The organism is Paenibacillus sp. ALE2 (assembly GCF_054113385.1).
This window is the reverse complement of the sequence record NZ_CM134213.1, coordinates 3,296,068-3,320,628: the sequence shown is the minus strand read 5'-3', so window position 1 is coordinate 3,320,628 and position 24,561 is coordinate 3,296,068. Positions and strand designations below refer to the sequence as shown.

Here is a 24,561-nt window from a genome sequence, read left to right as displayed (position 1 = left end):
AGTAAGTTCATCGTGACACCGGAATTTTATGGAGGAAATTTATGCGTAAAATCAAGTCTTTTTGTTTATCTTATCTTGCTATTATCGTTTTATTTGGAACCTGGACATGGAGTTTTTCCGAGAGTGCTGTGTATGCAACCTCCCCACCAGTACCTAGTGTAACGGATGCTGTGTATGCTACTGAAACCACAGTAACGAGTTGGACAAATCCTTCTAAACAAGGTCAATCCGTAACGTTTAGCATCAAAACCATCTCAACTCCACAAATTACGAAGGATTTAACCGGCACGGTGGTCCTTATGGATGGTACGGATATATTAGATACGCTGACGATGAGGCCAAATGGCATTGCGAATGGATATGCCACTGCCACTTACACCACAAGTAATCTAAGTGTGGGAAGTCACCCGATTACGGCTATATATAGTGGGGATGCTCGATTTATTCCCAGTACATCTGAGCCATACATTCAGGTCGTAAATGCATCTGCACCTACACCTTCACTGAGACCTACAGTAACTACAGTATTGAGTTCGACGAATCCGTCTAGTCAAGGTCAAGAAGTAAGGTTTAGCGTGAGGACAACTTCAAACCCACAAACGTCGGGCGATTTAACTGGAACGGTCATTCTTATGGACGGCACGAATGTATTAGATACGCTGACGATGGAGCCGGTGGGCATTTCGAACGGCTATGCCAATGGGTACTACACTACAAGAGACTTAAGTGTGGGAAGCCACGCGATCACTGCTATATACAGCGGGGATGCTCGATTTGCCCCGAGTACATCTGAAGCGTATATACAGGTTGTAAATGGAAATGCAAGCACTGGTGGTACTGAAAACACTGGCGGAACTGGTGATACTAGCAATAACGACAGCAGCAGTAGCAATAAAAAAGATAAGAAGGATAACACGGATAGCAGTGATTCATCTTCTTCCAGTGAAACAACCACACCTTCATCACCATCGGTTTCTTCAACGGTTTTACCGACTCCAGAAATCATGCCAGTAGAGCAATCCGAGGTTGCGCATGAAAAATATATAACGGGTTATCAGGATGGTACTTTCCGACCGGACCAGTCGATTACACGGGCTGAAACCGCTGCAATGATGGCTAGGATTATGAAGTTGGAGACAAAAGAAGGCTCAACGACATACAAAGATGTACCTAGCACGTATTGGGCAAAGGATTCGATTATAGCACTTACGACACAGCACCTCATGAATGGGTATGCAGATGGAACATTTCGACCAGAGCAACCCATTACCCGTGCAGAAATGGCAGCAATACTCGCATCCTGGAAGCAGCTTAAAGGAACACAAACCACAGCTTCTCCTTATACCGATATCGAAAAACATTGGGCAAGAGATTCCATTGTAGCGTTAGCTAATGCAGGATGGATTACCGGCTATAATGATGGAAGCTTCCAACCCAATAAATATATAACACGCGTAGAAACCGTTACAATTTTGAACACAATCTTAAAACGAGGACCCCTGGAAGGAACCATTCAGGCTACATGGAAGGATGTACCAACAGATTACTGGGCATTCAAAAATATTGAAGAAGCGTCTCGTACCCATACTTCAACCATCAATACAGATGGCATTGAAACTTTCGTGAAATAAGCACCAAATAAAAAGGCTGGAGTCCTATCTATACAGGGTTCCAGCTTTTTGTTTACTTAATATTTTTTAACATGGTCAAAACAGAATTTTTAAAATAATTTCTTTAAAGATGATGGCTTCACTCCGTATTCCCGGAAAAATTGCTCTGAAAATGCACTCACATTACTGTATCCTACAGCCATCGCAGCTTCTGTTACATTGCTTTCCTGGCTTCGAAGCAGCTTCATCGCATATTCAAGACGAATTTGGCGCAAATGTTCAAATACAGTTGTTCCAAAACATGCTTTGAATCCTTTTTTTAATTTAAAATCATTTAATCCAACCTTTTTTGATAATGCGATCAGTGAAGGAGGATCAATCATGCTGGATTCAAGGATTTGCCGAGCCATATGCAACTTTCTGACATCTTCTTTAGATAGGCCTTCGGGCATGGGAGTTAAATCAAATAATTGAATCATAAACCTATTCAAAATCTCTAGTGCCGCTGCTTCCATTAATAAAGGCGATCTATGCACACTTTTCAAGTCTTTGATCAAATGTTCAATCATCACTATACTTCTGTGATCCAGTTCAAAACTAAGATGATGGAACGCAGCACCCTTCAGAATTTGATTAAATTCAATAGCTACCTGTCGACGAGCTGCCAACTGTGAAGCTGCATAATTAAACAACGAGACAGGAATGCCAAGCGCAAAGGATTGGTATTGTTCGTTAACAGGAGGATGGAAATATGCTTTGAAATCCTGTAAAAAAATAAGAGCACCCCGCCCTATCGGGAGCGTGTAGTCCAGACCAGCTATATTTACATGACGTTGACCCGAAAGTGCAAATTGAAGTTCAATCATTTGTCCTCTGGAGGCAAAGTTCGTCGGATAAGGCTCGTGATATTGAATATGCGAATACACAATCTCGATTCCGCTGTAAGTCGTAACTCGGTAAATATGTCCGTCGCCCGCTTCCGGTAACATCATATACGTATGCTCGTTTTGTTTTCTAAACGGAGTTTTTTCTAAATAATGCTGATATATTAATGATAACGAATTTGAATTCACTAGCGTCCACCTCAAAGGTTTTCATTCATTCTGATACCACAAGTGAGAATCGTTATCATTAATATTAGCTGAATTTGACTGGTTTGACCAGGCTTATTGGAGTATGCTGTAGAGATATTCGGGGAATCTATTAATCCCAATCCATATAAAACGTTGCCTTCAATTTACCCTTCTCACATGCTGGGCAGCTCAAATGAACCGGCACATTGTTTTCAATGTGTTCCTGCTGCATAACACTCGCGCATCTAGGACAAGCATAAGAAATTTTATACTGTGATGAGTCCGATTCCATCTCAATAAACAATTCATTGCGGATGGCCTGACAGACCGGGCACACATACAGAGCGTCATAAGCATCATATCTCGTCGAAGGGTTGCCTATGAAATCCTCAATACGCCGTTTAAGGGCAGCATCCTGTACAAACGAAGCAATGGATTCCAAACGCATATATAATAAACCAAACCCCACAAATATGTTCTCAGTATACGCACAGATATCACAGTCCAGCTTGTACGCTTCCCCCATTTTTATCCTCCCCAGCTCTTCTAAGGTTATTGAAGCCTCTACCTATTTCTTTACAAGACTTGCTGCATGCGTGACCCGGTTTCTCCCGCCACTCTTGGAAGCATACAGTGCCAAATCTGCTTGATGAACTATCGATTGTTCCGTATCCGCTTGCGTAACCGTTGCCACGCCAATACTCACAGTAATGCTGTAATCTCCCCAATCCCTTGAGGCCGTCGTGGAGCGATATCTTTCTGCTGCACGAATGGCTTCCTCTGCGTCGTTGCCCGGAAGAATAATGACAAACTCCTCGCCACCATAACGAGCGACAATATCCATCTCCCGTGACATGGATTGTAGTAATTCAGCCAGATTAGTGAGCACCAGGTCGCCCACCGGATGACCATAAGTGTCATTAATGCTTTTGAAACGATCAATATCAATGATCAGCAACGAGAAAGGTATTCCGGTCTCTTGAAAGGAGGCTAGGCTGATTTGTAATTGATCTTGAAAATATCTTCTATTTTTAAGCCCAGTTAACGGGTCGGTTGACGCCATCGTTTCTAGCTGGTGATTGATCCGCACTAGTTCCTGCTGTTTGATTTCATATTCTTCGTGCAACCGTTCAAGCTTCTGGTTTGCTTCATTCGTCGCCTGATATAATTCCTGAAGCTTGGTTTTGGTCTGTAGTATATCTTTCTCATGTTCAATCCGCTTACGCATCATAAGCACTACACAATCAATAACAGCTTCTCCATTGCGTTCCTGCCGAACTCCGTTTAGAAGTACAGGCACATCCTGTCGATCACTTGTGCGAAACGAGAAGTACATCTCATCAACATGCCCGTACAACTGGATGTAGGGATAAAAATAAGTATGAAAAAATAGCTTGTTCGTAACAGACATTGTCGTTTCAATCGGCCGCCCGAGCAATTGATCACGTTCATAAAGAAGCATGTCCAATAAAGTTTGATTTACCGATTGAATGATCCCAGCGTCCGAAATTGAAAAGTATCCACAGGGAGCTTTATCTAATTGAATATCCATTGCATGACTGCCTTTCTTTCGATATTACACACTGGCTAAATATTCTTTGATTAAATCGCTCGTTTCTCCTGGTTGGCTTAAATGAGGATAATGCCCCTTTGCTCTCATCTGCTGAAGTCTGCTGTTTCTAAGATGGGTATGCAAATAATCCCCTACCTCAATTGGAGCAATACTATCGTCTGAGCACTGGAGAATAAGCGTAGGAACCGAAGCATGCTGAAGATCGACACGACAATCTGAAAAAAATGTAACCTCTGCGAATTGCCGTGCAATATGAGGATCTCTGGAGCAAAATGCCTTTTCCAACTCTTCGGTTAAGTCCCCTCGCTCGGGATTTTGCATAGCAATGGGCGCCATGTAACTAGCCCAGCCAATAAAGTTCATTTGCATCATATCCAGTAATTCATCAATATCACTCTTATCGAAACCTCCATAATAAGAAGGCAGGTCATTCACATAGCGTGGAGAAGGACCGAGCATGACAATGCGTTCAAAATATTGAGGGCTTCGGATGGATGCGAGCATTCCGATCATGCTGCTAACGGAGTGTCCGACGAATATGGTATTCCGTAATTCTAACGCTTCCATAATATCCAGCACATCTTGAGCATATCCTTGCAAGTCACTGTATTTTTGGGAATCATAGTATTTTATTTGGGAATCTCCAGAACCAACGTAATCAAATAAGACGATTTGGTAGTTGTCGATAAAGCTAGGGACGATATAACGCCACATATCCTGATCGCATCCAAAGCCGTGAGCAAATACAATCGTCTGGCTGCCTGTACCCAACACTTTTACATTATTACGTCGGAGAATATCAACGGTCATTGTAAATCACCTCTCTGAGGTAGTATCTGTTCTATGGCTTCTCTTCCCTATTATATCGGAAAAGATTTGATTATGGATAATGGATCTCATTCATAAATCCAGCGTTTAATGATCCCCTTTACCTTGTGCACATGTTGCTGTGATGGGGAACAAATAATAACTAATTCGTTTTTCCCATTCGTATCTAACCAATAGTGAACGTCATCCCCCTCATTAACCGTTTCATGAATGATTCTGATGGATTTATGACTTATTTTCGATTTAGCCGAAAAAATGGGGTTCATATCCATAACTTTCTGACCATTAGAAAAGGATGTGTTGTAATAAGGAATCCCCCAGTTCTCTTTATCCTGATGTTGTACTAAATTTAGAAATACACGCACCCAATAATCCTCTAGTTCTGTGTAACTCTGTTCATTCAACCCATTCAAATTCATATATGTATCCACTCCAAATGATTTAATAAACTTAAAAAAGTCTCGCCCTGTGATCACATTTCCATGACGGAATGCACAATTCACAGACCGAGACTTCTTCCAATCTTTATTTTACATCCACATCATTCGTGATTTTCTCTATTAAACCTCTCAAGCCTTGGTTGGTATCATTTAATTGATCAATAATATTCATGAACTCCGATACAAGCTTGGCCTGCTCCTGGGAAGATACAGTAATCTGCGTAATCTCTTGTTCCATACTATAAACCGATTGTCTGACAGCTTGCAAGGATTGCTCGATTCGACCAGTGGCTTCCTTGGTGCCCGTAGACATCTTGCGGATTTCTGCGGCAACAACCCCAAATCCTGCTCCTGCCTCACCCACCCGAGCAGCTTCAATGGCTGCATTTAGTCCAAGCAAGTTTGTCTGCTCTGAAATTTCCTTGATGTAGCCAGCCACCTCAGTCACATTACCAGAGTCCTCAACCGCCTTTTTCGTATTGCTTAAAATTTCCTCGGCTGTCGCACTAAGCTCCTCCGAATGGGCTGCTACATGCTGAATCCCTTCCACTAGCTTGCTTGTAACATCCTCTGCTTGGCTCATCAACTTCTTCAGTTGATCCTGATTATCCATACTATAGGTGATGCACATTACTGCCTCAATCTCATTCTGTTCATTCTTTATCGGATGAAAGTATGAATCAGCAGCAAACCCGAAAACTTCGGCATCATAGCGAACTCGGGTCTTTTCTCCGTCTACTAGCATTTTGAAGTTCTTGTGTACATCAGGGAGAGGGTCGCCTGCCTTGAAATCATAGACTAAACTTTTCCCCGACTGAAAGAATAGAAATTTTTCTTTATCCATTACAGATATTAAAACATCATGTCGTGCAGCTTCTCTAATAAACGGCATGGCAGACAAAACAGCTTCTACTTGATTCATAATATGTATCCACTTCCTTATATTTTGTTATCTACCCTACCCTTTATTTCGACATTTTCACCCCATGTGTTTAGTAAAATTAACATACTATTGACTATGGGATCTCCTAATCTGTATACATTCACCGTAGTTTCCTGAAGGGAAGCTGGTTTTAAGTCCAAACAGCGCATACCTACTGAATAGGCATGCGCTGACTGCATCACTTTTTGAAGACACACACTAATATTTAGTCCAGCTGTTCCCCATTAGTTTCGATCACACTCTTATACCAATAGAAGCTCTTCTTTCTGAATCTGGCAAGTGTTCCTTTACCTTCATTATCCTTATCGACGTATATGAATCCATAGCGTTTTTTCATTTCACCGGTTCCCGCACTTACTAGATCAATACATCCCCAAGGTGTATAACCTATTAAATCTACTCCATCAGCAATGGCTTCTTTCATTTGCTCAATGTGCTGCTTTAGATAATCAATTCGATAAGCATCTTGAATGGAGCCGTCTTCTTCCACTGTATCCACAGCGCCCAGACCATTTTCCACAACCATTAACGGGATTTCATATCGATTATAAATGTTATTGAGGGACCATCTCAATCCCTGCGGATCGATTTGCCAGTCCCAGGCGCTTGCTTTTAAATAGGGATTCTTTAATCCCATGGATAAATTCCCACCCACCTTCTCCTGATTGGGGTCTGCACTGACACAAGTGGATGAATAATAACTGAAAGTATAAAAATCTATGCATCCTTCTTTTAAGACGTCCTCATCATTGTCCTGCATCGTAATTTGGATATTATGTTCTTTAAAATATCGTTTGGCAAATCCGGGATAAGCACCTCTTACTTGAACATCTGAACATAGGAAATTACTCAAGTTATCCTTTTGTTGAGCGAGCAAAACATCATCGGGGTTACAGGTAAGTGGGTATGAACACATATAAGCAATCATACAGCCAATTTTAAAATCCTTATTGATTTCATGCCCCAGCTTTACTGCCTTTGCACTGGCTACAAATTGATGATGCAAAGCTTGATACAGGTCCTGCTCATCCTTCACTGTAGCATGGGCAAGCTCTCCATTCCCCTCTGGCATCATCGCTCCAGCCATGAACGCCCCAAAAGACAAGGTTAAGATATTGATTTCATTAAAGGTGAGCCAGTATTTTACGACATCTTTGTATCTGTTAAAAAGAACTTCACAATATCTTACATAAAAATCGACCACTCTGCGATCTGACCAGCCGTTATATTTTTGGGTTAAATGAAACGGTGCTTCATAATGTGAGATTGTAACCAACGGCTCAATGTTGTACTTTTTTAATTCTGCGAACACACGATCATAGAACTGCAAGCCTTGCTCATTCGGCTCTGTATCATCTCCGTTAGGAAATATTCTGGACCAAGCGATGGACATTCTAAAAACCTTGAAACCCATTTCAGCAAATAATCGGATATCCTCTTTATAATGATGGTAGAAATCAATAGCCTCGTGACTTGGATAGTTCATTCCTTCTTCCAATACAGGCGTAATTCTTCGGGAAATAGTATGCGTCCCGGTTGTTATTACATCAGCAGTGCTTAGTCCCTTACCATCCACGTTATACCCACCTTCAAATTGGTTAGCAGCCGTGGCCCCTCCCCATAAAAATCCTTGTGGAAACTCCTTGGTTATATTATTGTTCATAGTTCATCATTCCTCCTAAAATATGGGTAGCTTAGACCATGACCGTCAACAAATCCTCTTTATAACCAATCGTCTTCTTCTCCGTTTCAATAACATCCAAGTAACTAGCAGTGTTGGCAACAATTACAGGAGTAGTCAGAACATAACCAGCCTCTTGGATAGCCTCCAGATCAAACTCCATGAGCAATTGTCCCTTTTTGACGGCTTCCCCTTGTTTTACTTTGGGATAAAAATGTTTACCTTTCAATTTGACTGTATCCTTGCCTACATGGATGAGAATTTCCACGCCCTGATCACTGGTAATTCCGATGGCATGACCTGACGAAAATAAGGAGGTTAATACACCATCTACAGGTGAAACGACCTTGCCTTCGGAAGGCTCAATGGCAATCCCTTTACCCAGAGCACCTGTCGAAAATGCTTCATCAGTTACCTCAGATAAAGGTTTTACATCACCCTTTAACGGACTAATTACCGTCTCCTGTCTTATTAATACTTCTCCTCCTTTTGCTGCTCCCGTTGAACTAACTTCTTTTTTCGTTTCTTTCACCTCATCATCTTTAAATCCGCCAAAAAACATAAGCAAGAAGCCTAATACGAAACTTACCAGGATACCAATAACAGCCCCATAAAATCCGCTGTCTATCCCTGACGGATTAATATAGCTCGGAATCGCGAAAATGCCTAAGCCGCCAATGATATAGCCTTTCGTTCCCATCATTCCGATAATACCGCCACCTACTGCAGACGCTATACAGCTTAAAATGAATGGTTTCTTACGTGGTAATGTAATCCCGTAAATCGCGGGTTCTGTTACACCAAAGATCCCGGAGATGACAGCTGGAATGGAAAGGGATCTCAGCTTTACATTTTTGGTTTTGAACAAAATTGCCAGTACGACACCTGTTTGAGCAAAGGAGGCTCCCAGCGTTGCAGCAAGGATCGGATCGAATTTGAGCACCGCCAAGTTGTTCATAGCGATAGGAACAAGACCCCAGTGCAGTCCAAAAATAACAAATACCTGCCAGAAAGCCCCCATGATAATACCTTCAATCATCGGGCTTAAGTTATACACAAAGAGGGTGGCTGCGCCAAGCAGTTGACCTGCCCAAGTCGAGAGTGGTCCAATCACAATCAGCGCTAAGGGTACAATAACTAACAAAGTGAAAAACGGAACCAAGAATGTTCTCACTACGCTAGGGATGACCTTTTTAAAGAAATTTTCTATTTTTGAGCCTACATAGGTGGATACGATGATCGGAAGAACCGTTGATGCATAGCTCATCAGAATGACCGGAATACCTAAGAAGGTGATATATACCGGTGACTCAAATATAGTGCCGCTAAATAAAGTGTATAGCGGTTTACCCGAGGCTGTTATCGTGCTAAAGGTTGGATAAACAAGTGACGCCCCGATCGCCATACCTATAAAAATGTTGGCATTGAATTTTTTAGCTGACGTATACCCCAGGAAAATAGGGAAGAAGTAGAACAAGCAGTCTCCTAATGCATTGAGAATTTGATAGGTACCCGATGTAACAGTCAGCCAGCCTATAGCTACAAACAAGGCCGTAAAACCCTTAATCATACCCGTGGCACTCAAGACACCCAGCGTGGGTGTAAATACACCTGAAATGGTATCAATAAACCTATTGAACAAACTGACTTTTTCACCTGATGTTTCTTCTGAATCACCTGCCTGGAAGCCGCCTATCGCAGCAACATCCGCATAAACCTCGGGCACATGATTACCGATCACAACTTGGTATTGTCCCCCGCTTTTTACCACCGTGACGACACCATCCATACTTTTCAGAACCTCTGTATTGGCCTTATTTTCATCCTTTAGCTTGAAGCGCAAGCGTGTAATACAATGAGTTAGACTATTTACATTTTCTTTGCCGCCGACATTTCTGATGATGTCTTTTGCTAATGTCTCATACTTCATTGTAACTGCCCCTTTATTTGTATTTATAAAAAAAGGCAAAACCAAAATAGATCAAATTCGATCTAGGTTGGTTTCGCCTGCATTACCAGTAACAATCCAAGGAGTTATTCAATTGGTCATTGAGTTACGCGCTGAATATGAATCGTTATATACAGTTTTTCTTCATCTGACAATACCGTGTCCAAGTATTTCTCAATTTTCAGCATACAACTGTAAGCTTTTTTGTACTTTGCTTTCACTTGCCTTAATAGAAAATCATCTTCCAGTGCTAATTTTTCTTTTTGAATTAACCGCTGAAAGAAAAACCTTAAATGTGTAATAAATCGTTCATAGCTAGTCGAGTGTTCATCCAGGGTAATATTGTAAGAGTACTTAATAATATTTAGGATATCCTGTATTTTTTGAGTTTGCTGAGCGACATCCGCTACTTTATGGTAGGAGCTGTTGACTTGAGCATTGATTAAATGAAGAGCTATATTACCTGCTTCATCTTCAGACAATCGTTTACCTGTTTCGTCTTCAATAAACTCCAGCGCTTTTAAGCCAACTCCAAACTCTTTAGGATAAAATTTTTTAATTTCCCAGATGAGCGGATTTGCATTTTTAAACCCTTCATCAAACATTTTAAATGCATTGTTCATGTGATCTGTAAGCGAAACATATACATAGTCGCTCAGCTGTGCTTCCAATATGCTTTTTCCATATTCAATGATGTCATAGCATAACGAAACATATTCTGTAGGGGCATCCTCTAACAGTAATTTAAATTTCTCTGAAGCATCTTTTTGTTTAAGTACAAACACCTTTTCAATTAAATGCTCTTCTACTTGTTCTCCTGCATTCTTTTTGAATGCAATTCCACGACCCATAACAACAAATTCATGCCTTTTTGAATCTTTGGCTATTATGGCGTTATTATTAAATATCTTTGTTATGATCATTCTGGCTGCCCCCCTGATCCCGCAATAATCTAAAAAAGGATTTAGATGCTGGGCGATATTTCAGATAGGTCACAAGACGGTAATAGCCGATCAAGCTTTCGCTGTAAACCAAACTATAATGTGTAGATTTATAAACCCATTAAAATGAAAGCGTATTCATAAAGAGGAATAAGCCCTACACTATCACTCACCTTTCTACGTTATTGCAAATCTGTATACAAAAAGAAAAGGCAAAACCCAACACATGGAAGTCCAGTTCCATGTCCCGGGTTTTGCCTTTTCAGTAACAATCCCAAGATCATAATAACATCGAATTTAAGTTTTGCCAACAAAAATGTTTGCGCTTTCTTTTTGGAAATATCCACATCGAATACGGCACATTACCCGTATAAAAATGTCAGCCGCCAATGTAGGACATGTTAATTTTTTTTCTGTTGTTTGCAGTCTGTTCTGTACGTTCATCGGAATACCGATCTATGCGTTGTTCCCATACTGAAGTAATCGCATCAAGTAATTCCTGATCATTCGCCCCGTTACGAAGCATCTGGCGCAAATCAAATCCGTCTGAAGCAAACAAACACGTATAAAACTTACCATCAGAAGATAAACGGGCACGCGTGCAGGATGAGCAAAACGAATCCGAAACCGAAGTAATAAAGCCAACTTGCGCGTCGCTGTCTTTATAACGGTAACGTTTTGCCACTTCTCCAAAGTAATTCTGATCTACCGGCTCCAACTCGTACTCATTCTTAAGGCGCTCCATAATTTCTTCTTTTGTTACTACCTTTTTGAAGCTCCATCCGGTATCGTTACCTACATCCATAAATTCAATAAAACGAAGAGTTATTCCCTGGTCCTTAAAATAAGCAGCCATCGGCAAAATCTCAGAATCATTAACACCTTTTTGAACCACCATATTGACCTTAATCTCAAAACCGATTTCTCTTGCAAAATCGATCTGCTTCAAAATAAACGCAGGCTTAATGCCCCGTCCATTCATCTGCCCAAATAGCTCGGGGTTCAGAGCGTCTACACTGACATTAAGCCGTCGCAGTCCCGCGTCATAGAGGCGTTGCGCCTGTTGCCCTAATAGCAAACCATTTGTGGTCAACCCTATATCCTCAACTCCACTGATAGACAAAATACTAGAGACAAGGTCGGGAAGGTTCGGTCGCATTAACGGCTCACCACCTGTGAGTCGTATTTTTTTGACCCCAAGGCCTACAAAGAACTCAGTAAGCCGATGAATCTCTTCAAACGATAGGCATTCGCTTTTGGGAAGAAAGGCAAAATCGTCGCCGAAAATTTCTTTTGGCATACAGTAGGAACAGCGAAAATTGCAGCGATCCGTAACAGATATACGTAAATCACGAATCGGACGCCGCAATGGGTCCTTCAGCGGATGTGAACTCATGTGACCACCTTCTTTTTTTCATTAGCTGTATTTGACGTTGCGGACATGGACACATGACGAGCACTTTCACTAGCCTCCGCTGACAGGCGGAATAAAAGCTGCGATATCTCCATCCTGCAGTACATCTGTAAGCAACGCGTACTCCTCGTTTACTGCAATTCGTGTAGAATTGATCGGCATGCCCGGGTATTTATCTGTGATCCAACTGTATAATTCCCCTACAGTTTGGCCTGCCAAATCTGCCATTTCTTCAAATTTTCCTGTTACTTCACGGAGTCCCGCAAAATAGTACAGCTTAATCATGACTGATTTCCTCCGGCTTTTTCTTTTGTTGTCCGATCCATTGTGTTCCGTTTTCCCATATCTCTCGCTTCCAGATCGGAACGATTTCCTTGATTCGTTCGATTGCGTATTCATTCGCCTTATACGCATCCGAGCGGTGTGGTGAAGAAACAGCGATGACAACGGCAATATCACCGATCTGAAGCTCACCAATCCGATGTGCAATTGCTACTCTTGTCCCTTCCCATTTCCGTTCAATTTCGTGGCCAATCTCTGCAAGCTTTTTCTCAGCCATAGGCACATAGGCATCGTAAGCAAGATACAATGTCCGTACGCCTTGGGTCCACTCTCTTACGTGCCCTGTAAACACGGTCACCGCTCCCGCTTCTGGTCTTAAGACATAATCTGCATAAATCTGCGGAAGAATGGGCTCCGTCACGATTTCAAATACACTCATCTTTTCCACCTTCCAGCCACCTGGCAAGCTACTCTGCTATGAAAACTCTGCTCACTATTTATATTTCCTGGATCTACACCCCTTGTTTAACCGAACAACTGATGGTATAGCTTTTGACCTCTGGCAATACTTCCAATACCGTGAATGAGGAGCCTTCCGTTTTTAAATAAAATCATTCGATGCTCAAAGGCATAAAATTCAACGAAATAAGGGGTCCTTTTTACACGTTCCGCCATAAGCCTGCCCATTTTCTCTGCATCGTCCAACGTAATCGGACGATGAGGGTCTGGAAGAACCTGCACTACATCCCGTCCGCACAGCGAAGCATACGCCGAGCGACGGGATGCGGTCAGTGCAGGAAACACAGGATGTTCTCCACAGGTCGGACAATTCTGATTGCGGATGCGGGAAATCCCTATGTCCATCTGCGTATTTTCCCATAGATCAAATAAATGAACCTTGCTGCGCATTTTATCACGTTTACCGCTCAGCCACTTCATGGCTTCTGCACTTTGGAGAGCAGCCGTCACTTGAACTGCGGGCGAGATGATTCCAGCCGTATCGCAGGTCTGATTGATTGCCGGCAGCGATGGCAGTAGGCAACGAAAACAAGCTGACTTGCCCGGCACGAACGGAAAAACAACGCCTGTGCTTCCAACACAGGCGCCGTAAATCCATGGAATTTCAGCCTTTCGTGCAGCATCGTTTATAAGCAGCCGGGTTTCAAAATTATCCGTTGCATCCATCAGCAATGTGCTTTTACCAGCAAGCTCTTGAGCAAGCCCGGTATCCAAGCTGTCGAGATAGGTATACAAGCGTACGTCTTCTCGTATCGCCTTTAACCTTTTTTCAGCAGCCGTTACCTTGGGGAGCATTTGTGCAGCATCCTGCTCCGTGAATAACTGCTGGCGTTGCAGATTCGACGTCTCCACATAATCACGGTCAACCAGGTGAATCTCTCCGACGCCCGCTCTTACTAATGTTTCAGCGATGGCGGAGCCTAGTGCCCCGCAGCCGATAATGGTAACAACAGCTTCAGACAGATTACGTTGTCCTTCACTGCCGATGGGTCTAAATAAGATCTGTCTTGAATAACGTTCCTTCATCACAATGTCCCCCTAACGTTGAAGAGCGATCGTTAACTTTGTGCTTTTTCCTGTGGCTCTCGCTAGAAACGTTAAAGGTGTCTTTATAATTTCTCCACTCTTAATGCTTTACTGCTGAAGTTCCTTTTGTTTCTCAAAGCGGTTCTGCTCGGCAGTTACGGGGAAACGTCCTTGATAATATAGCCATATGACGAGAATCAGGCTAGCCAGTGCCACTTGGGAGAGTAACATGAACCCAATGGAATATTGGCCAGTAGCCGCATGAATCGTCGATAACAAGATCGGAGGGAAAAAGCCACCCAGGCCACCCATCATGGATACAATTCCGTTCACTATGCCCGCCTGTTTATTAAAATAAAATGGAACTAGCTTGAAAATGACACCGTTCCCGATTCCCGCACTCACAGCGATAGCCAAGCACCCTACGGTATACAGGGTGATGTCTGGGGAAAAAGCCAAAAGAATCGCAGCGACCGTGTATACAGCAAACGTACCTACCAGCAGGAACAAGGGCTGAAAACGATCCGCCAGCCAGCCACCGATCGGGCGGAAGAATGTAGCAATTGCGATAAAGCCTGCTGTACGCATCCCTGCATCCACTTTATCCAGTTCGAAATTCGATACGAGAAAATTCGGTAGATACACCGTAAACGCTACAAATGAGCCAAACGTAATAAAATAAAAGAGCGAGAAAAACCAAAGCTTTTCATTTTTGTAAACCCCTTTGATTTGCTCCATAATGGGCGTCTTGACTTTAGCTTCATGACGGTCCCCAAAGAAGAAATTCAAAACGATAAAAACAAGCAATAGGATAAGGTACAGCTTGACTGTAAGTGCCCATCCTACCTGTGTCGCTACAATCGGAGCGGAGAAAGTCGTTACCGCTGTCCCCAGGTTGCCCACACCATACATCCCGTTGACAAAGCCATGTCTTTCTTTCGGATAGTACTTGGGCAGTGAAGTTACTCCAACCGAGAACACCGCTCCCCCAATCCCAAGGAACAAGCCACCGATAATTAAATCCGTCATCGTCGAAGCTTCACTGATATAGTAGACCGGAAACAAAAGCAAAACAAAGCTAACGAGGAAAACGATTCTCGCCCCGAAGATATTGGCATAATAACCAAGCGGAATGCGCAGAATCGATCCAAGCACGACCGGAATCGCCGTAACCATGGCCAGTTTTCCGGGTGGAATCGCAATATCCTCCGTAATGAACGGCATGAGGGAAGAAATGATGACCCACACCATGAATCCAAGAATCAGGTTCAATGTTTGTAGCGGCAACTGCATTTTTCTAATCATTTAACTCACCTTTTCAACTTTATTCTGTCGAATGTTTGATTTGTATTTTTCTGTTCCCATTGTAGCCGCTAGCCGTTCCTTTCGAATATAGGGGACTCCCCTTTCCCGGTCAGGGGAGTCCCTGAAAATAAAAAAGCCGCTTCTCGTAAGAAGCTGCTTGATTCATTGTAGATATATTATTGGATTAAAAATAATCTTCTTCATAAACTAGAAATCCAGCATTTTTTTCTTTAAAGCATATTGGACCAGCTCAGGCCGGCTTTTTAAGTTCAACTTCTCCATGATTTTAGCTTTATTCGCTTCCACGGTTTTGACAGAAATGAACAGCTTTTCGGCAACTTCCTTGTTACCGTATCCCTTTGCAACCAAAGGGAGAATCTCCAGCTCGCGCTTGGACAGAATCTCATACGGATCTTCGGTTTGTGATGTTGTGTCTTTCTTAATGAACTCACGCACGAGAGAAGTGGCCATTTTAGGATGGATATACGTCCCGCCCCCATGAATGGTACGTATGGCAAGCAATAACTCCTCATCTGGCGCATTTTTCAAAACGTACCCTGAAGCACCATTCTTCAAAATATGAAATAGATATTCTTCGTCGTCATGCATGGTCAAAATCAGAATTTTAGTATCAGGATGGTCCTCTTTAATCTTGCCTGTGGCGATCAATCCACTTTCGCCTGGAGGCATGCTGAGGTCCATAATTAGAATATCCGGCTGATGTTTGGCTACCATAGTATACGCTTCAATCCCGTCCGCAGCCGTTCCGACAACCTCCATATCCGATTGGAAGTTGAGAATCATGGAAAATCCGCTTCGTACAATGGCATGATCATCCGCTAATACAATTTTGATCAAGTTTCTATTCCTCCTCGTGTCCAATCGGAATTTGTAAAAAGACTTTGGTTCCTTGGCCAACATTCGAAAGGACGCCAAAACTTCCACCTACCAGCTCTGCTCGCTCCTGCATACCATACAAGCCAAGTCCTGTTCCAATAGGCTTGCCCCCCTTATCAAAGCCAATCCCATTATCCTCTACAGTCAAACGAAGCGCGTGTTCGTGCTCGGACAAAGTAACTTTAACGGTATCCACCTGGGCATACTTTAACGCATTGAGCACAGCCTCCTGACAGACGCGATAAATGACTGTTTCTTTTTCGCTTCCATACCGCTTCTGGGGAAGATCAGATACGAACTCAACCACTAGACCAAAACTTTGCTCGACCCGCTTAAAGTGGGAACGGAATGCCGCCTCAAGTCCAAAATCATCAAGGGTAGCAGGACGAAGATCCACAGACAGGTTGCGGATATCATCCAGCAAGCGTGTCATGGATGCTTCTGTTTGTTTCATGTTTTTAATGAGCTGCTCATCATTCGTCATGTATTTTAATACCCGTAGTTCAACAACCGCGCTCATCAATTCCTGGGCGACGCTGTCGTGCAGCTCTCTGGAAAGCCGTTTACGCTCGTTTTCCTGTGCTTCAATAACATGTTTCATCATTTTGTTCTGATACAATTTCTCCTGCGTCTGAAATTGCGGGGTCAAATCTCTCAGCATCAGCACCCGGATTCCATTTGTAGAATCAATCGTATGAAAAGAAGCTGCATAGGGAACCATTCCATTGCTTTTCGTCTCCAGATAAACCTGAAAAGAAGCAAAATTGTTGGATTCAGGCACATTGAAATAACAGTCGAGGCAGGTACGGGGCTCTGTGTCGCTTGTATAGCCTCTGCATGTTCCACATAAGGCCCTGTCCTGTCCTTCATAGAGTTGAATGAGAACGTCATCGTCTACAATCTCCTCAGCCGCCGGGTTCATGGCTAGGGTTTTCCCTTCCCTATCAAAAAAGAAGATAGCTTCTGTACTGTTCTCAAACATCTTCACCATTAGCGCACTCAAAGAGTCTGTCCCTATAGACAATGTCAATTCAGATCACTTCCTTCCCGTTCAACTCTCCAATTCCCCTATGTGCCAAGGTTTCCAAATCACGCATCATAGCTTCGGTCATCAGCTGTTCTTCTCGAAATCCACCCAGCAGCACACCCGCGACGCGAGCATCATTCCACAGGGGCACAGCGCCGAGACTCTTGAGCTTCTCGGATTGAACGATTGGATAGTTAAACAGGTTGTCTGCCCCAACAAATTGATGAACAGATGGAATAAAGATAGATTTCCCGGTTTTAAACACGACTCCTGCTATGCCCTTTCCAGATTGCAGTACAATCCGCTTAAATCGATCATTCAAATTGCCAGCGGCGTTTTTCCATTTAATGACGTATTGATATTCGGCCGGTTCAACCAGAGCAAGTGCCATAAAATCATAACCGAAATGTTCGCGTATTCGCTCAAGCTCCCTTTGATAATCCATCTTATTATTCATCACTCTCTCCTAATAAAACTAGGAAAGAAGGCAGGGCCCGCTTTCCTAGTTTGATTTATGTCTTCTGTAAAGGATATAACTTCTGCGCACATAATTCAACGGAACACTCCACACATGTACAAGCCGGGTAAACGGCCAGAATGCAAAAATCGCAAAACCCATAAGGACATGAAGCTTGAACGAGATCGGTACGTCTCTCATCAGTGTAGGGTCAACACGGAATATGAACAAACCGCGGAACCAGATCGAGATAGTCTCCCGATAATCAAATTCCGGCTGAACCGCATTCGTTACGAGAGTGGCAAACATCCCCATGCACACAAGCGCCAACAGCAATACGTTTACAATCAAATCAGAAGCTGTACTTAAACGACGCACATTACGAATTGTAAAACGTCGAGAGGTAAGTATCAACATCCCAAGGAACGTCATGGCTCCAAATATTCCACCAATATAGACCGCTCCAATGTGATATAGATGATCGTTTACCCCCAGTGCATGCATCCAGGTTTTGGGTATACCCAGACCAGACACATGACCGAAAATAACTGGAATGATCCCCAGGTGGAATAAGAGGCTTCCGATCATCAATTGTTTCTTTTCAATAAATTCGCTCGATTTTGCCGTCCAATTGAATTGGTCCGTTCTATAGCGGAAGATATGGCCTACGATAAAAATGACCACACACATATAAGGGAAAATGACCCATAAAAACTGCTCCATCATCATAGCGTGGCTGCCTCCTGTTCTACGCAAGCTTTAAGCGTTTCGCGCAGTCCCTTGACCAGATGAAAATACGGGCTTTCCATTTTTTCCAGCGCTTTAAGCAAATGATAAGTGCCGTCTTCCAAAATCGCGATCGGCATGCGGAAATTTTCTGTCGTCTTTGCATCCTGTACCCATTCGGCGGCATACAGGAATTCACACATGAGCGGTAGGTAATCCGGCAGCTCACCATCTGGCATTTCAAGACCATACATTTCATAGAGAACCTTTAACTTTACCAGCATTTGTCCTCTTTCTTTTGCATCTTCAAACTTGAAGTAAGTCATATATAGTGCGCAATTTTTTTGAAAATCGAAGGTTTCTGTATACAGTTCCTGGATCTCTTCCATACTAAACTCTTGCATAAGAGACCAGTACTTATGAGCATGCGTATACGCAGGATGATCCGGATCAAATGATGCTTCCAGAAAAGCCGGATGAAAATCCAGCTTTTCCGGGTACATGAGTTGTTGGGCGAAAAACCCGAATGAAGGCTTGAATTCATACAGTTTCGCTACATTAATCACGCCAAATACCCCCGTAGAAGTTTTCTTCATACATTTGCTTGCCTGATTTCGAAGGCTCTTCCATTCCCGTGGAGCTTGCCAGGCTACAACCGCTACAGCCAGCTCCTGCAACTCCACAACCTTCCATATTCCCTAAGGTATCACCGTAACCAGCAGCTCCTTGGGCGCGATATGGATTAGAATAACCCTCTTTATGCGATGTTGGAATAACGAAACGGTCCTCGTATTTGGCAATGGCCAGAAGCCGGTACATCTGCTCGGCCTGACGTGCTGTCATGCCGGTGCGTTCCAGACGGCTTTCATCGAAAGATTGTCCTGTGGACTGGGCACGCATATAGGAGCGCATCATAGCCATCCGCTGCAGCGATTCTTTCACCGTCTGGGTGTCGCCCGCCGTCAACATATTGGCAAGATACTGAATAGGCGTGCGCATTTCTTCGATAGCTGGAAAGATCATATCTGGATTCTCGATGGAGTCTTTCCCTTCAAAGTAATTCATGATCGGACTAAGTGGTGGTACATACCAGACCATCGGCAGCGTGCGGTATTCCGGATGAAGCGGGAATGCCAGCTTATACTCAATAGCAAGCTTGTAGACCGGTGAGTTCTGCGCAGCCTCAATCCAATCTTGCGAGATCCCATCTTTTTTTGCCTGCGCAATTACCGCTGGATCACTTGGGTCCAAGAACAAATCACACTGTGCTTTATACAGATCTTTCTCATCCTCTTTAGAAGCAGCCTCCTGCACCTTATCCGCGTCATACAATAGAACGCCAAGGTAACGAATTCGTCCGGTACACGTCTCGGAGCAGACGGTTGGCAACCCGGCTTCTACGCGCGGGAAGCAGAAGGTACATTTCTCTGCTTTGTTCGTCTGCCAGTTGAAGTACACTTTCTTATAAGGACAACCCGTCATGCAATATCTCCAGCCGCGACATGCTTCCTGATCCACAAGCACGATGCCATCCTCGTCCCGTTTGTACATGGCACCTGAAGGGCAGGATGCGACACAGCTTGGATTCAAACAGTGTTCGCAAAGCCGAGGAAGATACAGCATGAACGACTTCTCGAAATTGAATTTAATCTCTTCTTCAATTTTCTGAATATTGGGATCGAGAGGTCCTGTCACATGGGTACCTGCCAAATCATCCTCCCAGTTTGGCCCCCAATTCAGATCCATTTTTTCGCCTGTTACAGCAGATTGTGCACGCGCGACCGGAGAATGCTTCTGCTCTTTGGCGTTGGTCAAATGTTCATAATTGTAAGTCCAGGGTTCATAATAATCCTTCATTTCAGGCATATCGGGATTGTAGAAAATTTTACCGAGCGCTATCTTGGACAGCTTGTTCCCTGACTTCAGTTCAAGTTTCCCTTTGCGAAGCTGCCAGCCCCCCTTATACTGTTCCTGGTCTTCCCAGCGTTTTGGATAACCAATACCGGGCTTCGTTTCCACGTTGTTGAACCACATATATTCCGCACCTTTGCGGTTTGTCCAAGTTGTTTTGCACGTCACGCTGCACGTATGGCAGCCAATACATTTATCCAGGTTCATGACCATGGCAATTTGAGCTTTAATCTTCAAGCCAGTTAACCTCCTTCATTTTACGTACCGCTACGTACACATCGCGCTGGTTGCCGATTGGACCGTAATAGTTGAACCCGTAGCTAAGCTGAGCGTATCCGCCAACCATCTGGGTCGGTTTGAGATGAATTCTTGTTGGCGCATTATGACTGCCCCCGCGTGTATCCGTGATTTCGGAGCCTGGCACTTGAATGTGCTTATCTTGAGCATGGTACATAAACATCGTTCCTCTTGGCATCCGGTGACTGACAACTGCTCGGGCGGTTACGACACCGTTACGGTTGTACACCTCCAGCCAGTCATTGTCGGCAATAGCATGAGTTGCTGCATCTTCGTTATTGATCCATACCGTTGGGCCTCCACGGAACAACGTAAGCATATGCTGGTTATCCTGATAAGTGGAGTGAATATTCCATTTCCCGTGTGGAGTCAGATAACGAAGCACAAGTGAATCCTGGCCACCCTTGATTTCCCGATCACGTGTACCGAATACCATCGGTGGCAAAGTCGGTTTATAGATAGGCAGCGACTCCCCAAACTGCTGGAAGATTTCATGATCGATATAGAAATGCTGTCTTCCTGTCAAAGTCCGGAACGGAACGAGACGCTCAATATTCGTGGTAAATGGCGAGTAGCGACGTCCCTGCTTGTTAGAGCCACTGAATACCGGTGTCGGTATAACTTCACGCGGCTGCGCTGTAATGCTTTGGAACGTGATCTTCTCGGCGGCGCGGTCGGCTGAGATGTCCATTAGCTTCACACCGTGATCCTTTTCCGCCTCTGCGTAGGCTTTTTGCGAGACACGACCATTCGTTGCAGACGAAAGATGAAGAATCGTATCAGCCACTTGACGGGCTGTCTGGATCTTCGGCAGTCCATCTTTAATGGACTCATCGTAATAAACCCCGTTCAGCTTCTTCAATTCCTCATATTCATCCGCTACCGAGAAGCTAACGCCATGCGCGCCCGTTTTTCCAGTAGCCAAATTTGGACCGAGCGAAACATATTTATCGTAAATTTTGGTGTAATCGCGTTCTACGATGCTGAAATTAGGCATGGTTTTACCCGGCACAGCTTCGGCCTCGCCTTTCGTCCAGTCCTTTATAAGCCCCATCGGTTGCGCAATTTCGCCTATGGAATCATGCCCAAGCGGTGCAGTTACAAGGTCTTTATATATTCCCGGTAGATGCTCTTTGGCCATGTTCGAGAAGGTTTCAGACAGCTGACGGTAAATATCCCAGTCCGAGCGGGATTCCCAAAGCGGATTCACCGCAGGATTAAATGGATGCACGAACGGATGCATGTCTGTCGAGGACAAATCCGTCTTCTCATACCAGGTTGCCGCCGGAAGTACGACATCCGCGTACAATGGCGTTGTGGTCATCCGGAAATCAAGTGCGACCATCAAATCAAGCTTTCCTTCCACATCTTCCCGCCAGACGATTTCCTCAGGCTTCTGATCTTCGTTCGGCCGGGCAAGCAGCGCGTCGGAGGCTCCGAGCAAATGCTTCATGAAATATTCCTGTCCCTTGGCCGAGCTGGAAATGAGGTTGGACCGCCAAATAAAGAGCGAACGCGGAAAGTTCTCCGCTGCCCCTGGATCTTCAATAGCAAAACGAGTCTTACGCGATTTAATCTCTTCCACAGTGTGGTTAATGATTTCCTCGTTTGACTTCTTGCCTAATTGCGCCGCCTCTTCGGCGAATAGCAGGCTGTTTTTATTAAACTGCGGGTAAGAAGGCATCCAGCCCAACCGTGCAGCAAGTACATTGTAGTCCGCCGGATGTTGGTAACTGACCTCTCCCCCAGTCGGCGATTTCAATGTGTCGGTGCCGCTTTCTTCATACCGCCACTGTTCAGTTGCAAAATAGAAAAACGAAGTAGCATTTTGCAACCGAGCCGGTCCCTGCCAGTCTTTGGCAAAGGCAATCGTTGACCAGCCTTCAATAGGACGGCACTTCTCTTGACCTACATAATGCGCCCAGCCTCCACCGTTAACACCTTGGGAAGCCGTCAGCACGACCAGGTTCAAGATGGAGCGATAAATGGTGTCACTGTTGAACCAGTGATTGATCCCCGCCCCCATAATGATCATGGAACGTCCTTGAGTGTCGATGGCGTTCTGAGCAAATTCGCGAGCAACTTGCACTACGACCGATGCCTTGACTCCCGTGATCTTCTCCTGCCAGGCAGGAGTGTAATGAGAAGCTGCATCGTAATAATCCTTTGCATTATGAGGGCTATCATTGCGAGCGACACCATACTGACTCATCATCAAATCATATACGGTGGCTACGAAGCGCTCTGAACCATCAGCCAGACGTACTTTTTTCGCCGGAATGACACGTTTGAATGTTCCGTTACCTGTGTTATCAAAATAAGGGAATACAATTTCTTCCCATTGCTCGTCATGACCTTCCACCGTGAGCGCAGGCTCAACCTTGGTTCCATCTTCCCGTTCCAGGATCAGGTTCCATTGCTTATCCTGCTCCCAGCGCTGTCCCATTGTACCGTTCGGGACCATCATTTCCCCTGCTACTTCATCGAAAATGACTGGCTTCCAATCTGCATGCTGTGAAGCATCCCCCAGATCACTCGCCCGCAGAAAACGCCCACCTTTCCAGGCTCCTTCGTGGGGATCAAGCAGAATCATGAATGGCATATCTGTATATTGCTTGGCATAGTTAATGAACATGGGTTCCTGACGTTCCTGGTAGAACTCATCCAGAATGACATGTGTCATCGCCTGTGCCACAGCGGCGTCTGTACCCGGATTGGGTGCAAGCCAGTTGTCAGCGAACTTCACATTTTCCGCCAAATCCGGAGCCACGGATACGACCTTGGTTCCTTTATAGCGTACTTCCGTCATAAAGTGAGCATCTGGCGTCCGGGTAAGCGGCACATTCGAGCCCCACATGATCAGGTAGCCCGCGTTGTACCAATCTGAGGATTCAGGTACGTCCGTTTGCTCACCCCAAATTTGGGGAGAAGCAGGCGGAAGATCAGCATACCAGTCGTAAAAGCTCAACATTTCTCCACCAAGCAGAGAAATAAACCGCGCTCCTGAGGCATAGCTTATCATTGACATTGCTGGAATAGGGGTGAAGCCTGCAATCCGGTCAGGACCGTATTTGCGAATGGTGTAAATTAATTGCGCCGAAATCAGATGCAGAACATCATCCCAAGCCACACGAACATGCCCGCCTTTGCCGCGAGCCGATTTGTAGAGCTTGGCTTTCTCCGGGTCTTCGACAATGCTGGCCCATGCGTCTACCGGATTGCTATGCTCCTTGAGGGCAGCTTGCCAGAGTCGCAATAACTTACCGCGCATATATGGATATTTCACACGTAACGGGCTGTATTCATACCAGGAAAATGAAGCACCACGCGGGCATCCACGCGGCTCAAATTCCGGCATGTCTGGACCGCAGGAGGGATAATCGATTTGCTGATTTTCCCAAGTGATGATGCCGTTCTTAACAAAAACCTTCCAGCTACAGGAGCCGGTACAGTTAACACCATGCGTCGTGCGAATCACTTTGTCGTGAGACCAACGCTGGCGGTACACGTTTTCCCATTCTCTATTTTTTTCTTCAAGGATTGACCAATTTCCGGAATAGCTCTCGATTGGTTTGAAGAAGTTGAGACTGTATTTTTTTTTCATCGGTGATCAACGCTCCTTTTCAGAATGAATCAGCCCATCGCAAACTCACGGGGAAGATT

At 44.3% G+C, this 24,561-nt stretch carries 22 protein-coding genes; 1 reads left to right on the top strand and 21 read right to left on the bottom strand.

Annotated elements, in window-relative coordinates; translation table 11 throughout:
* Positions 1 to 41: 41 nt before the first annotated feature.
* A complete protein-coding gene (locus ACXHJ1_RS14515) occupies positions 42 to 1,631 on the top strand; it encodes an S-layer homology domain-containing protein (protein WP_107733183.1) in 1,590 nt (529 codons plus the stop codon).
* A gap of 89 nt (positions 1,632 to 1,720) precedes the next feature.
* Here ACXHJ1_RS14515 and ACXHJ1_RS14510 read toward each other — a convergent pair whose 3' ends face one another.
* The 21 genes from ACXHJ1_RS14510 to ACXHJ1_RS14410 form a co-directional block, all read right to left on the bottom strand.
* Positions 1,721 to 2,683: a helix-turn-helix domain-containing protein gene (locus ACXHJ1_RS14510; RefSeq protein WP_016821772.1), complete on the bottom strand. Its 963-nt coding sequence runs from the start codon at positions 2,681 to 2,683 to the stop codon at positions 1,721 to 1,723.
* Between the two features lie 130 nt (positions 2,684 to 2,813).
* On the bottom strand, positions 2,814 to 3,209 hold the full coding sequence (locus ACXHJ1_RS14505) for a hypothetical protein (RefSeq protein ID WP_457904826.1): 396 nt from the start codon (positions 3,207 to 3,209) through the stop codon (positions 2,814 to 2,816).
* A gap of 42 nt (positions 3,210 to 3,251) precedes the next feature.
* Positions 3,252 to 4,235 (bottom strand): sensor domain-containing diguanylate cyclase, encoded by a 984-nt coding sequence (locus ACXHJ1_RS14500; protein ID WP_457904825.1) that lies wholly within the window; start codon positions 4,233 to 4,235, stop codon positions 3,252 to 3,254.
* A 24-nt stretch (positions 4,236 to 4,259) separates the two neighbouring features.
* Positions 4,260 to 5,066, bottom strand: coding sequence for an alpha/beta fold hydrolase (locus ACXHJ1_RS14495; protein WP_019688184.1), 807 nt, complete (start codon positions 5,064 to 5,066; stop codon positions 4,260 to 4,262).
* Positions 5,067 to 5,152: 86 nt separating this feature from the next.
* Positions 5,153 to 5,503: a hypothetical protein gene (locus tag ACXHJ1_RS14490; RefSeq protein WP_217484724.1), complete on the bottom strand. Its 351-nt coding sequence runs from the start codon at positions 5,501 to 5,503 to the stop codon at positions 5,153 to 5,155.
* 106 nt (positions 5,504 to 5,609) lie between these two features.
* Positions 5,610 to 6,446 (bottom strand): methyl-accepting chemotaxis protein, encoded by an 837-nt coding sequence (locus tag ACXHJ1_RS14485; protein ID WP_017426869.1) that lies wholly within the window; start codon positions 6,444 to 6,446, stop codon positions 5,610 to 5,612.
* Between the two features lie 226 nt (positions 6,447 to 6,672).
* Positions 6,673 to 8,130, bottom strand: a complete 1,458-nt coding sequence (locus ACXHJ1_RS14480; protein ID WP_457904824.1) for a glycoside hydrolase family 1 protein — start codon at positions 8,128 to 8,130, stop codon at positions 6,673 to 6,675.
* Between the two features lie 31 nt (positions 8,131 to 8,161).
* On the bottom strand, positions 8,162 to 10,078 hold the full coding sequence (locus ACXHJ1_RS14475; RefSeq protein WP_102998938.1) for a beta-glucoside-specific PTS transporter subunit IIABC: 1,917 nt from the start codon (positions 10,076 to 10,078) through the stop codon (positions 8,162 to 8,164).
* Between the two features lie 116 nt (positions 10,079 to 10,194).
* On the bottom strand, positions 10,195 to 11,019 hold the full coding sequence (licT, locus tag ACXHJ1_RS14470) for a BglG family transcription antiterminator LicT (protein ID WP_457904823.1): 825 nt from the start codon (positions 11,017 to 11,019) through the stop codon (positions 10,195 to 10,197).
* 397 nt (positions 11,020 to 11,416) lie between these two features.
* A complete protein-coding gene (gene moaA / locus ACXHJ1_RS14465) occupies positions 11,417 to 12,433 on the bottom strand; it encodes a GTP 3',8-cyclase MoaA (protein WP_457904822.1) in 1,017 nt (338 codons plus the stop codon).
* A gap of 69 nt (positions 12,434 to 12,502) precedes the next feature.
* On the bottom strand, positions 12,503 to 12,736 hold the full coding sequence (locus tag ACXHJ1_RS14460) for a MoaD/ThiS family protein (RefSeq protein ID WP_025365498.1): 234 nt from the start codon (positions 12,734 to 12,736) through the stop codon (positions 12,503 to 12,505).
* Positions 12,729 to 13,172, bottom strand: a complete 444-nt coding sequence (locus ACXHJ1_RS14455) for a molybdenum cofactor biosynthesis protein MoaE (RefSeq protein ID WP_457904821.1) — start codon at positions 13,170 to 13,172, stop codon at positions 12,729 to 12,731. The genes ACXHJ1_RS14460 and ACXHJ1_RS14455 overlap by 8 nt, the downstream gene beginning before the upstream one ends.
* A gap of 86 nt (positions 13,173 to 13,258) precedes the next feature.
* Entirely contained in the window at positions 13,259 to 14,278 is a 1,020-nt protein-coding gene (locus tag ACXHJ1_RS14450) for a ThiF family adenylyltransferase (protein ID WP_017426865.1), read from the bottom strand.
* 108 nt (positions 14,279 to 14,386) lie between these two features.
* Complete coding sequence (locus ACXHJ1_RS14445) at positions 14,387 to 15,583, bottom strand: nitrate/nitrite transporter (protein WP_017426864.1); 1,197 nt, start codon at positions 15,581 to 15,583, stop codon at positions 14,387 to 14,389.
* 207 nt (positions 15,584 to 15,790) lie between these two features.
* Positions 15,791 to 16,438, bottom strand: coding sequence for a response regulator transcription factor (locus ACXHJ1_RS14440; protein ID WP_038978085.1), 648 nt, complete (start codon positions 16,436 to 16,438; stop codon positions 15,791 to 15,793).
* Between the two features lie 7 nt (positions 16,439 to 16,445).
* Positions 16,446 to 17,510: a PAS domain-containing sensor histidine kinase gene (locus ACXHJ1_RS14435; RefSeq protein ID WP_017426863.1), complete on the bottom strand. Its 1,065-nt coding sequence runs from the start codon at positions 17,508 to 17,510 to the stop codon at positions 16,446 to 16,448.
* 1 nt (position 17,511) lies between these two features.
* Entirely contained in the window at positions 17,512 to 17,964 is a 453-nt protein-coding gene (locus ACXHJ1_RS14430; RefSeq protein WP_016821790.1) for a GAF domain-containing protein, read from the bottom strand.
* A gap of 45 nt (positions 17,965 to 18,009) precedes the next feature.
* A complete protein-coding gene (gene narI, locus ACXHJ1_RS14425) occupies positions 18,010 to 18,693 on the bottom strand; it encodes a respiratory nitrate reductase subunit gamma (RefSeq protein WP_013372381.1) in 684 nt (227 codons plus the stop codon).
* The gene (narJ, locus tag ACXHJ1_RS14420; protein ID WP_016821791.1) at positions 18,690 to 19,256 is read right to left on the bottom strand and encodes a nitrate reductase molybdenum cofactor assembly chaperone; all 567 of its coding nucleotides are present in this window, start codon (positions 19,254 to 19,256) and stop codon (positions 18,690 to 18,692) included. The genes narI and narJ overlap by 4 nt, the downstream gene beginning before the upstream one ends.
* Positions 19,249 to 20,838 carry a nitrate reductase subunit beta gene (narH, locus tag ACXHJ1_RS14415; protein ID WP_017426862.1) on the bottom strand — a complete coding sequence of 530 codons (1,590 nt, stop codon included), beginning with the start codon at positions 20,836 to 20,838 and terminating at the stop codon, positions 19,249 to 19,251. The genes narJ and narH overlap by 8 nt, the downstream gene beginning before the upstream one ends.
* Positions 20,828 to 24,502, bottom strand: coding sequence for a nitrate reductase subunit alpha (locus ACXHJ1_RS14410; protein ID WP_457904820.1), 3,675 nt, complete (start codon positions 24,500 to 24,502; stop codon positions 20,828 to 20,830). Before ACXHJ1_RS14410 ends, narH begins: the two co-directional genes overlap by 11 nt.
* Between the last annotated feature and the right edge of the window lie 59 nt (positions 24,503 to 24,561).

Coding starts and splice junctions, on each gene's coding strand:
- ACXHJ1_RS14505 (WP_457904826.1), bottom strand. CDS start 3,209: ATGGGGGAAGCGTACAAGCTGGACTGTGATATCTGTGCGTATACTGAG.
- ACXHJ1_RS14475 (WP_102998938.1), bottom strand. CDS start 10,078: ATGAAGTATGAGACATTAGCAAAAGACATCATCAGAAATGTCGGCGGC.
- narI (WP_013372381.1), bottom strand. CDS start 18,693: ATGATGATGGAGCAGTTTTTATGGGTCATTTTCCCTTATATGTGTGTG.
- ACXHJ1_RS14410 (WP_457904820.1), bottom strand. CDS start 24,502: ATGAAAAAAAAATACAGTCTCAACTTCTTCAAACCAATCGAGAGCTAT.
- ACXHJ1_RS14430 (WP_016821790.1), bottom strand. CDS start 17,964: ATGAATAATAAGATGGATTATCAAAGGGAGCTTGAGCGAATACGCGAA.
- ACXHJ1_RS14500 (WP_457904825.1), bottom strand. CDS start 4,235: ATGGATATTCAATTAGATAAAGCTCCCTGTGGATACTTTTCAATTTCG.
- ACXHJ1_RS14460 (WP_025365498.1), bottom strand. CDS start 12,736: ATGATTAAGCTGTACTATTTTGCGGGACTCCGTGAAGTAACAGGAAAA.
- ACXHJ1_RS14515 (WP_107733183.1), top strand. CDS start 42: ATGCGTAAAATCAAGTCTTTTTGTTTATCTTATCTTGCTATTATCGTT.
- ACXHJ1_RS14485 (WP_017426869.1), bottom strand. CDS start 6,446: ATGAATCAAGTAGAAGCTGTTTTGTCTGCCATGCCGTTTATTAGAGAA.
- ACXHJ1_RS14480 (WP_457904824.1), bottom strand. CDS start 8,130: ATGAACAATAATATAACCAAGGAGTTTCCACAAGGATTTTTATGGGGA.
- ACXHJ1_RS14450 (WP_017426865.1), bottom strand. CDS start 14,278: ATGAAGGAACGTTATTCAAGACAGATCTTATTTAGACCCATCGGCAGT.
- licT (WP_457904823.1), bottom strand. CDS start 11,019: ATGATCATAACAAAGATATTTAATAATAACGCCATAATAGCCAAAGAT.
- ACXHJ1_RS14490 (WP_217484724.1), bottom strand. CDS start 5,503: ATGAATTTGAATGGGTTGAATGAACAGAGTTACACAGAACTAGAGGAT.
- ACXHJ1_RS14495 (WP_019688184.1), bottom strand. CDS start 5,066: ATGACCGTTGATATTCTCCGACGTAATAATGTAAAAGTGTTGGGTACA.
- ACXHJ1_RS14445 (WP_017426864.1), bottom strand. CDS start 15,583: ATGATTAGAAAAATGCAGTTGCCGCTACAAACATTGAACCTGATTCTT.
- moaA (WP_457904822.1), bottom strand. CDS start 12,433: ATGAGTTCACATCCGCTGAAGGACCCATTGCGGCGTCCGATTCGTGAT.
- ACXHJ1_RS14455 (WP_457904821.1), bottom strand. CDS start 13,172: ATGAGTGTATTTGAAATCGTGACGGAGCCCATTCTTCCGCAGATTTAT.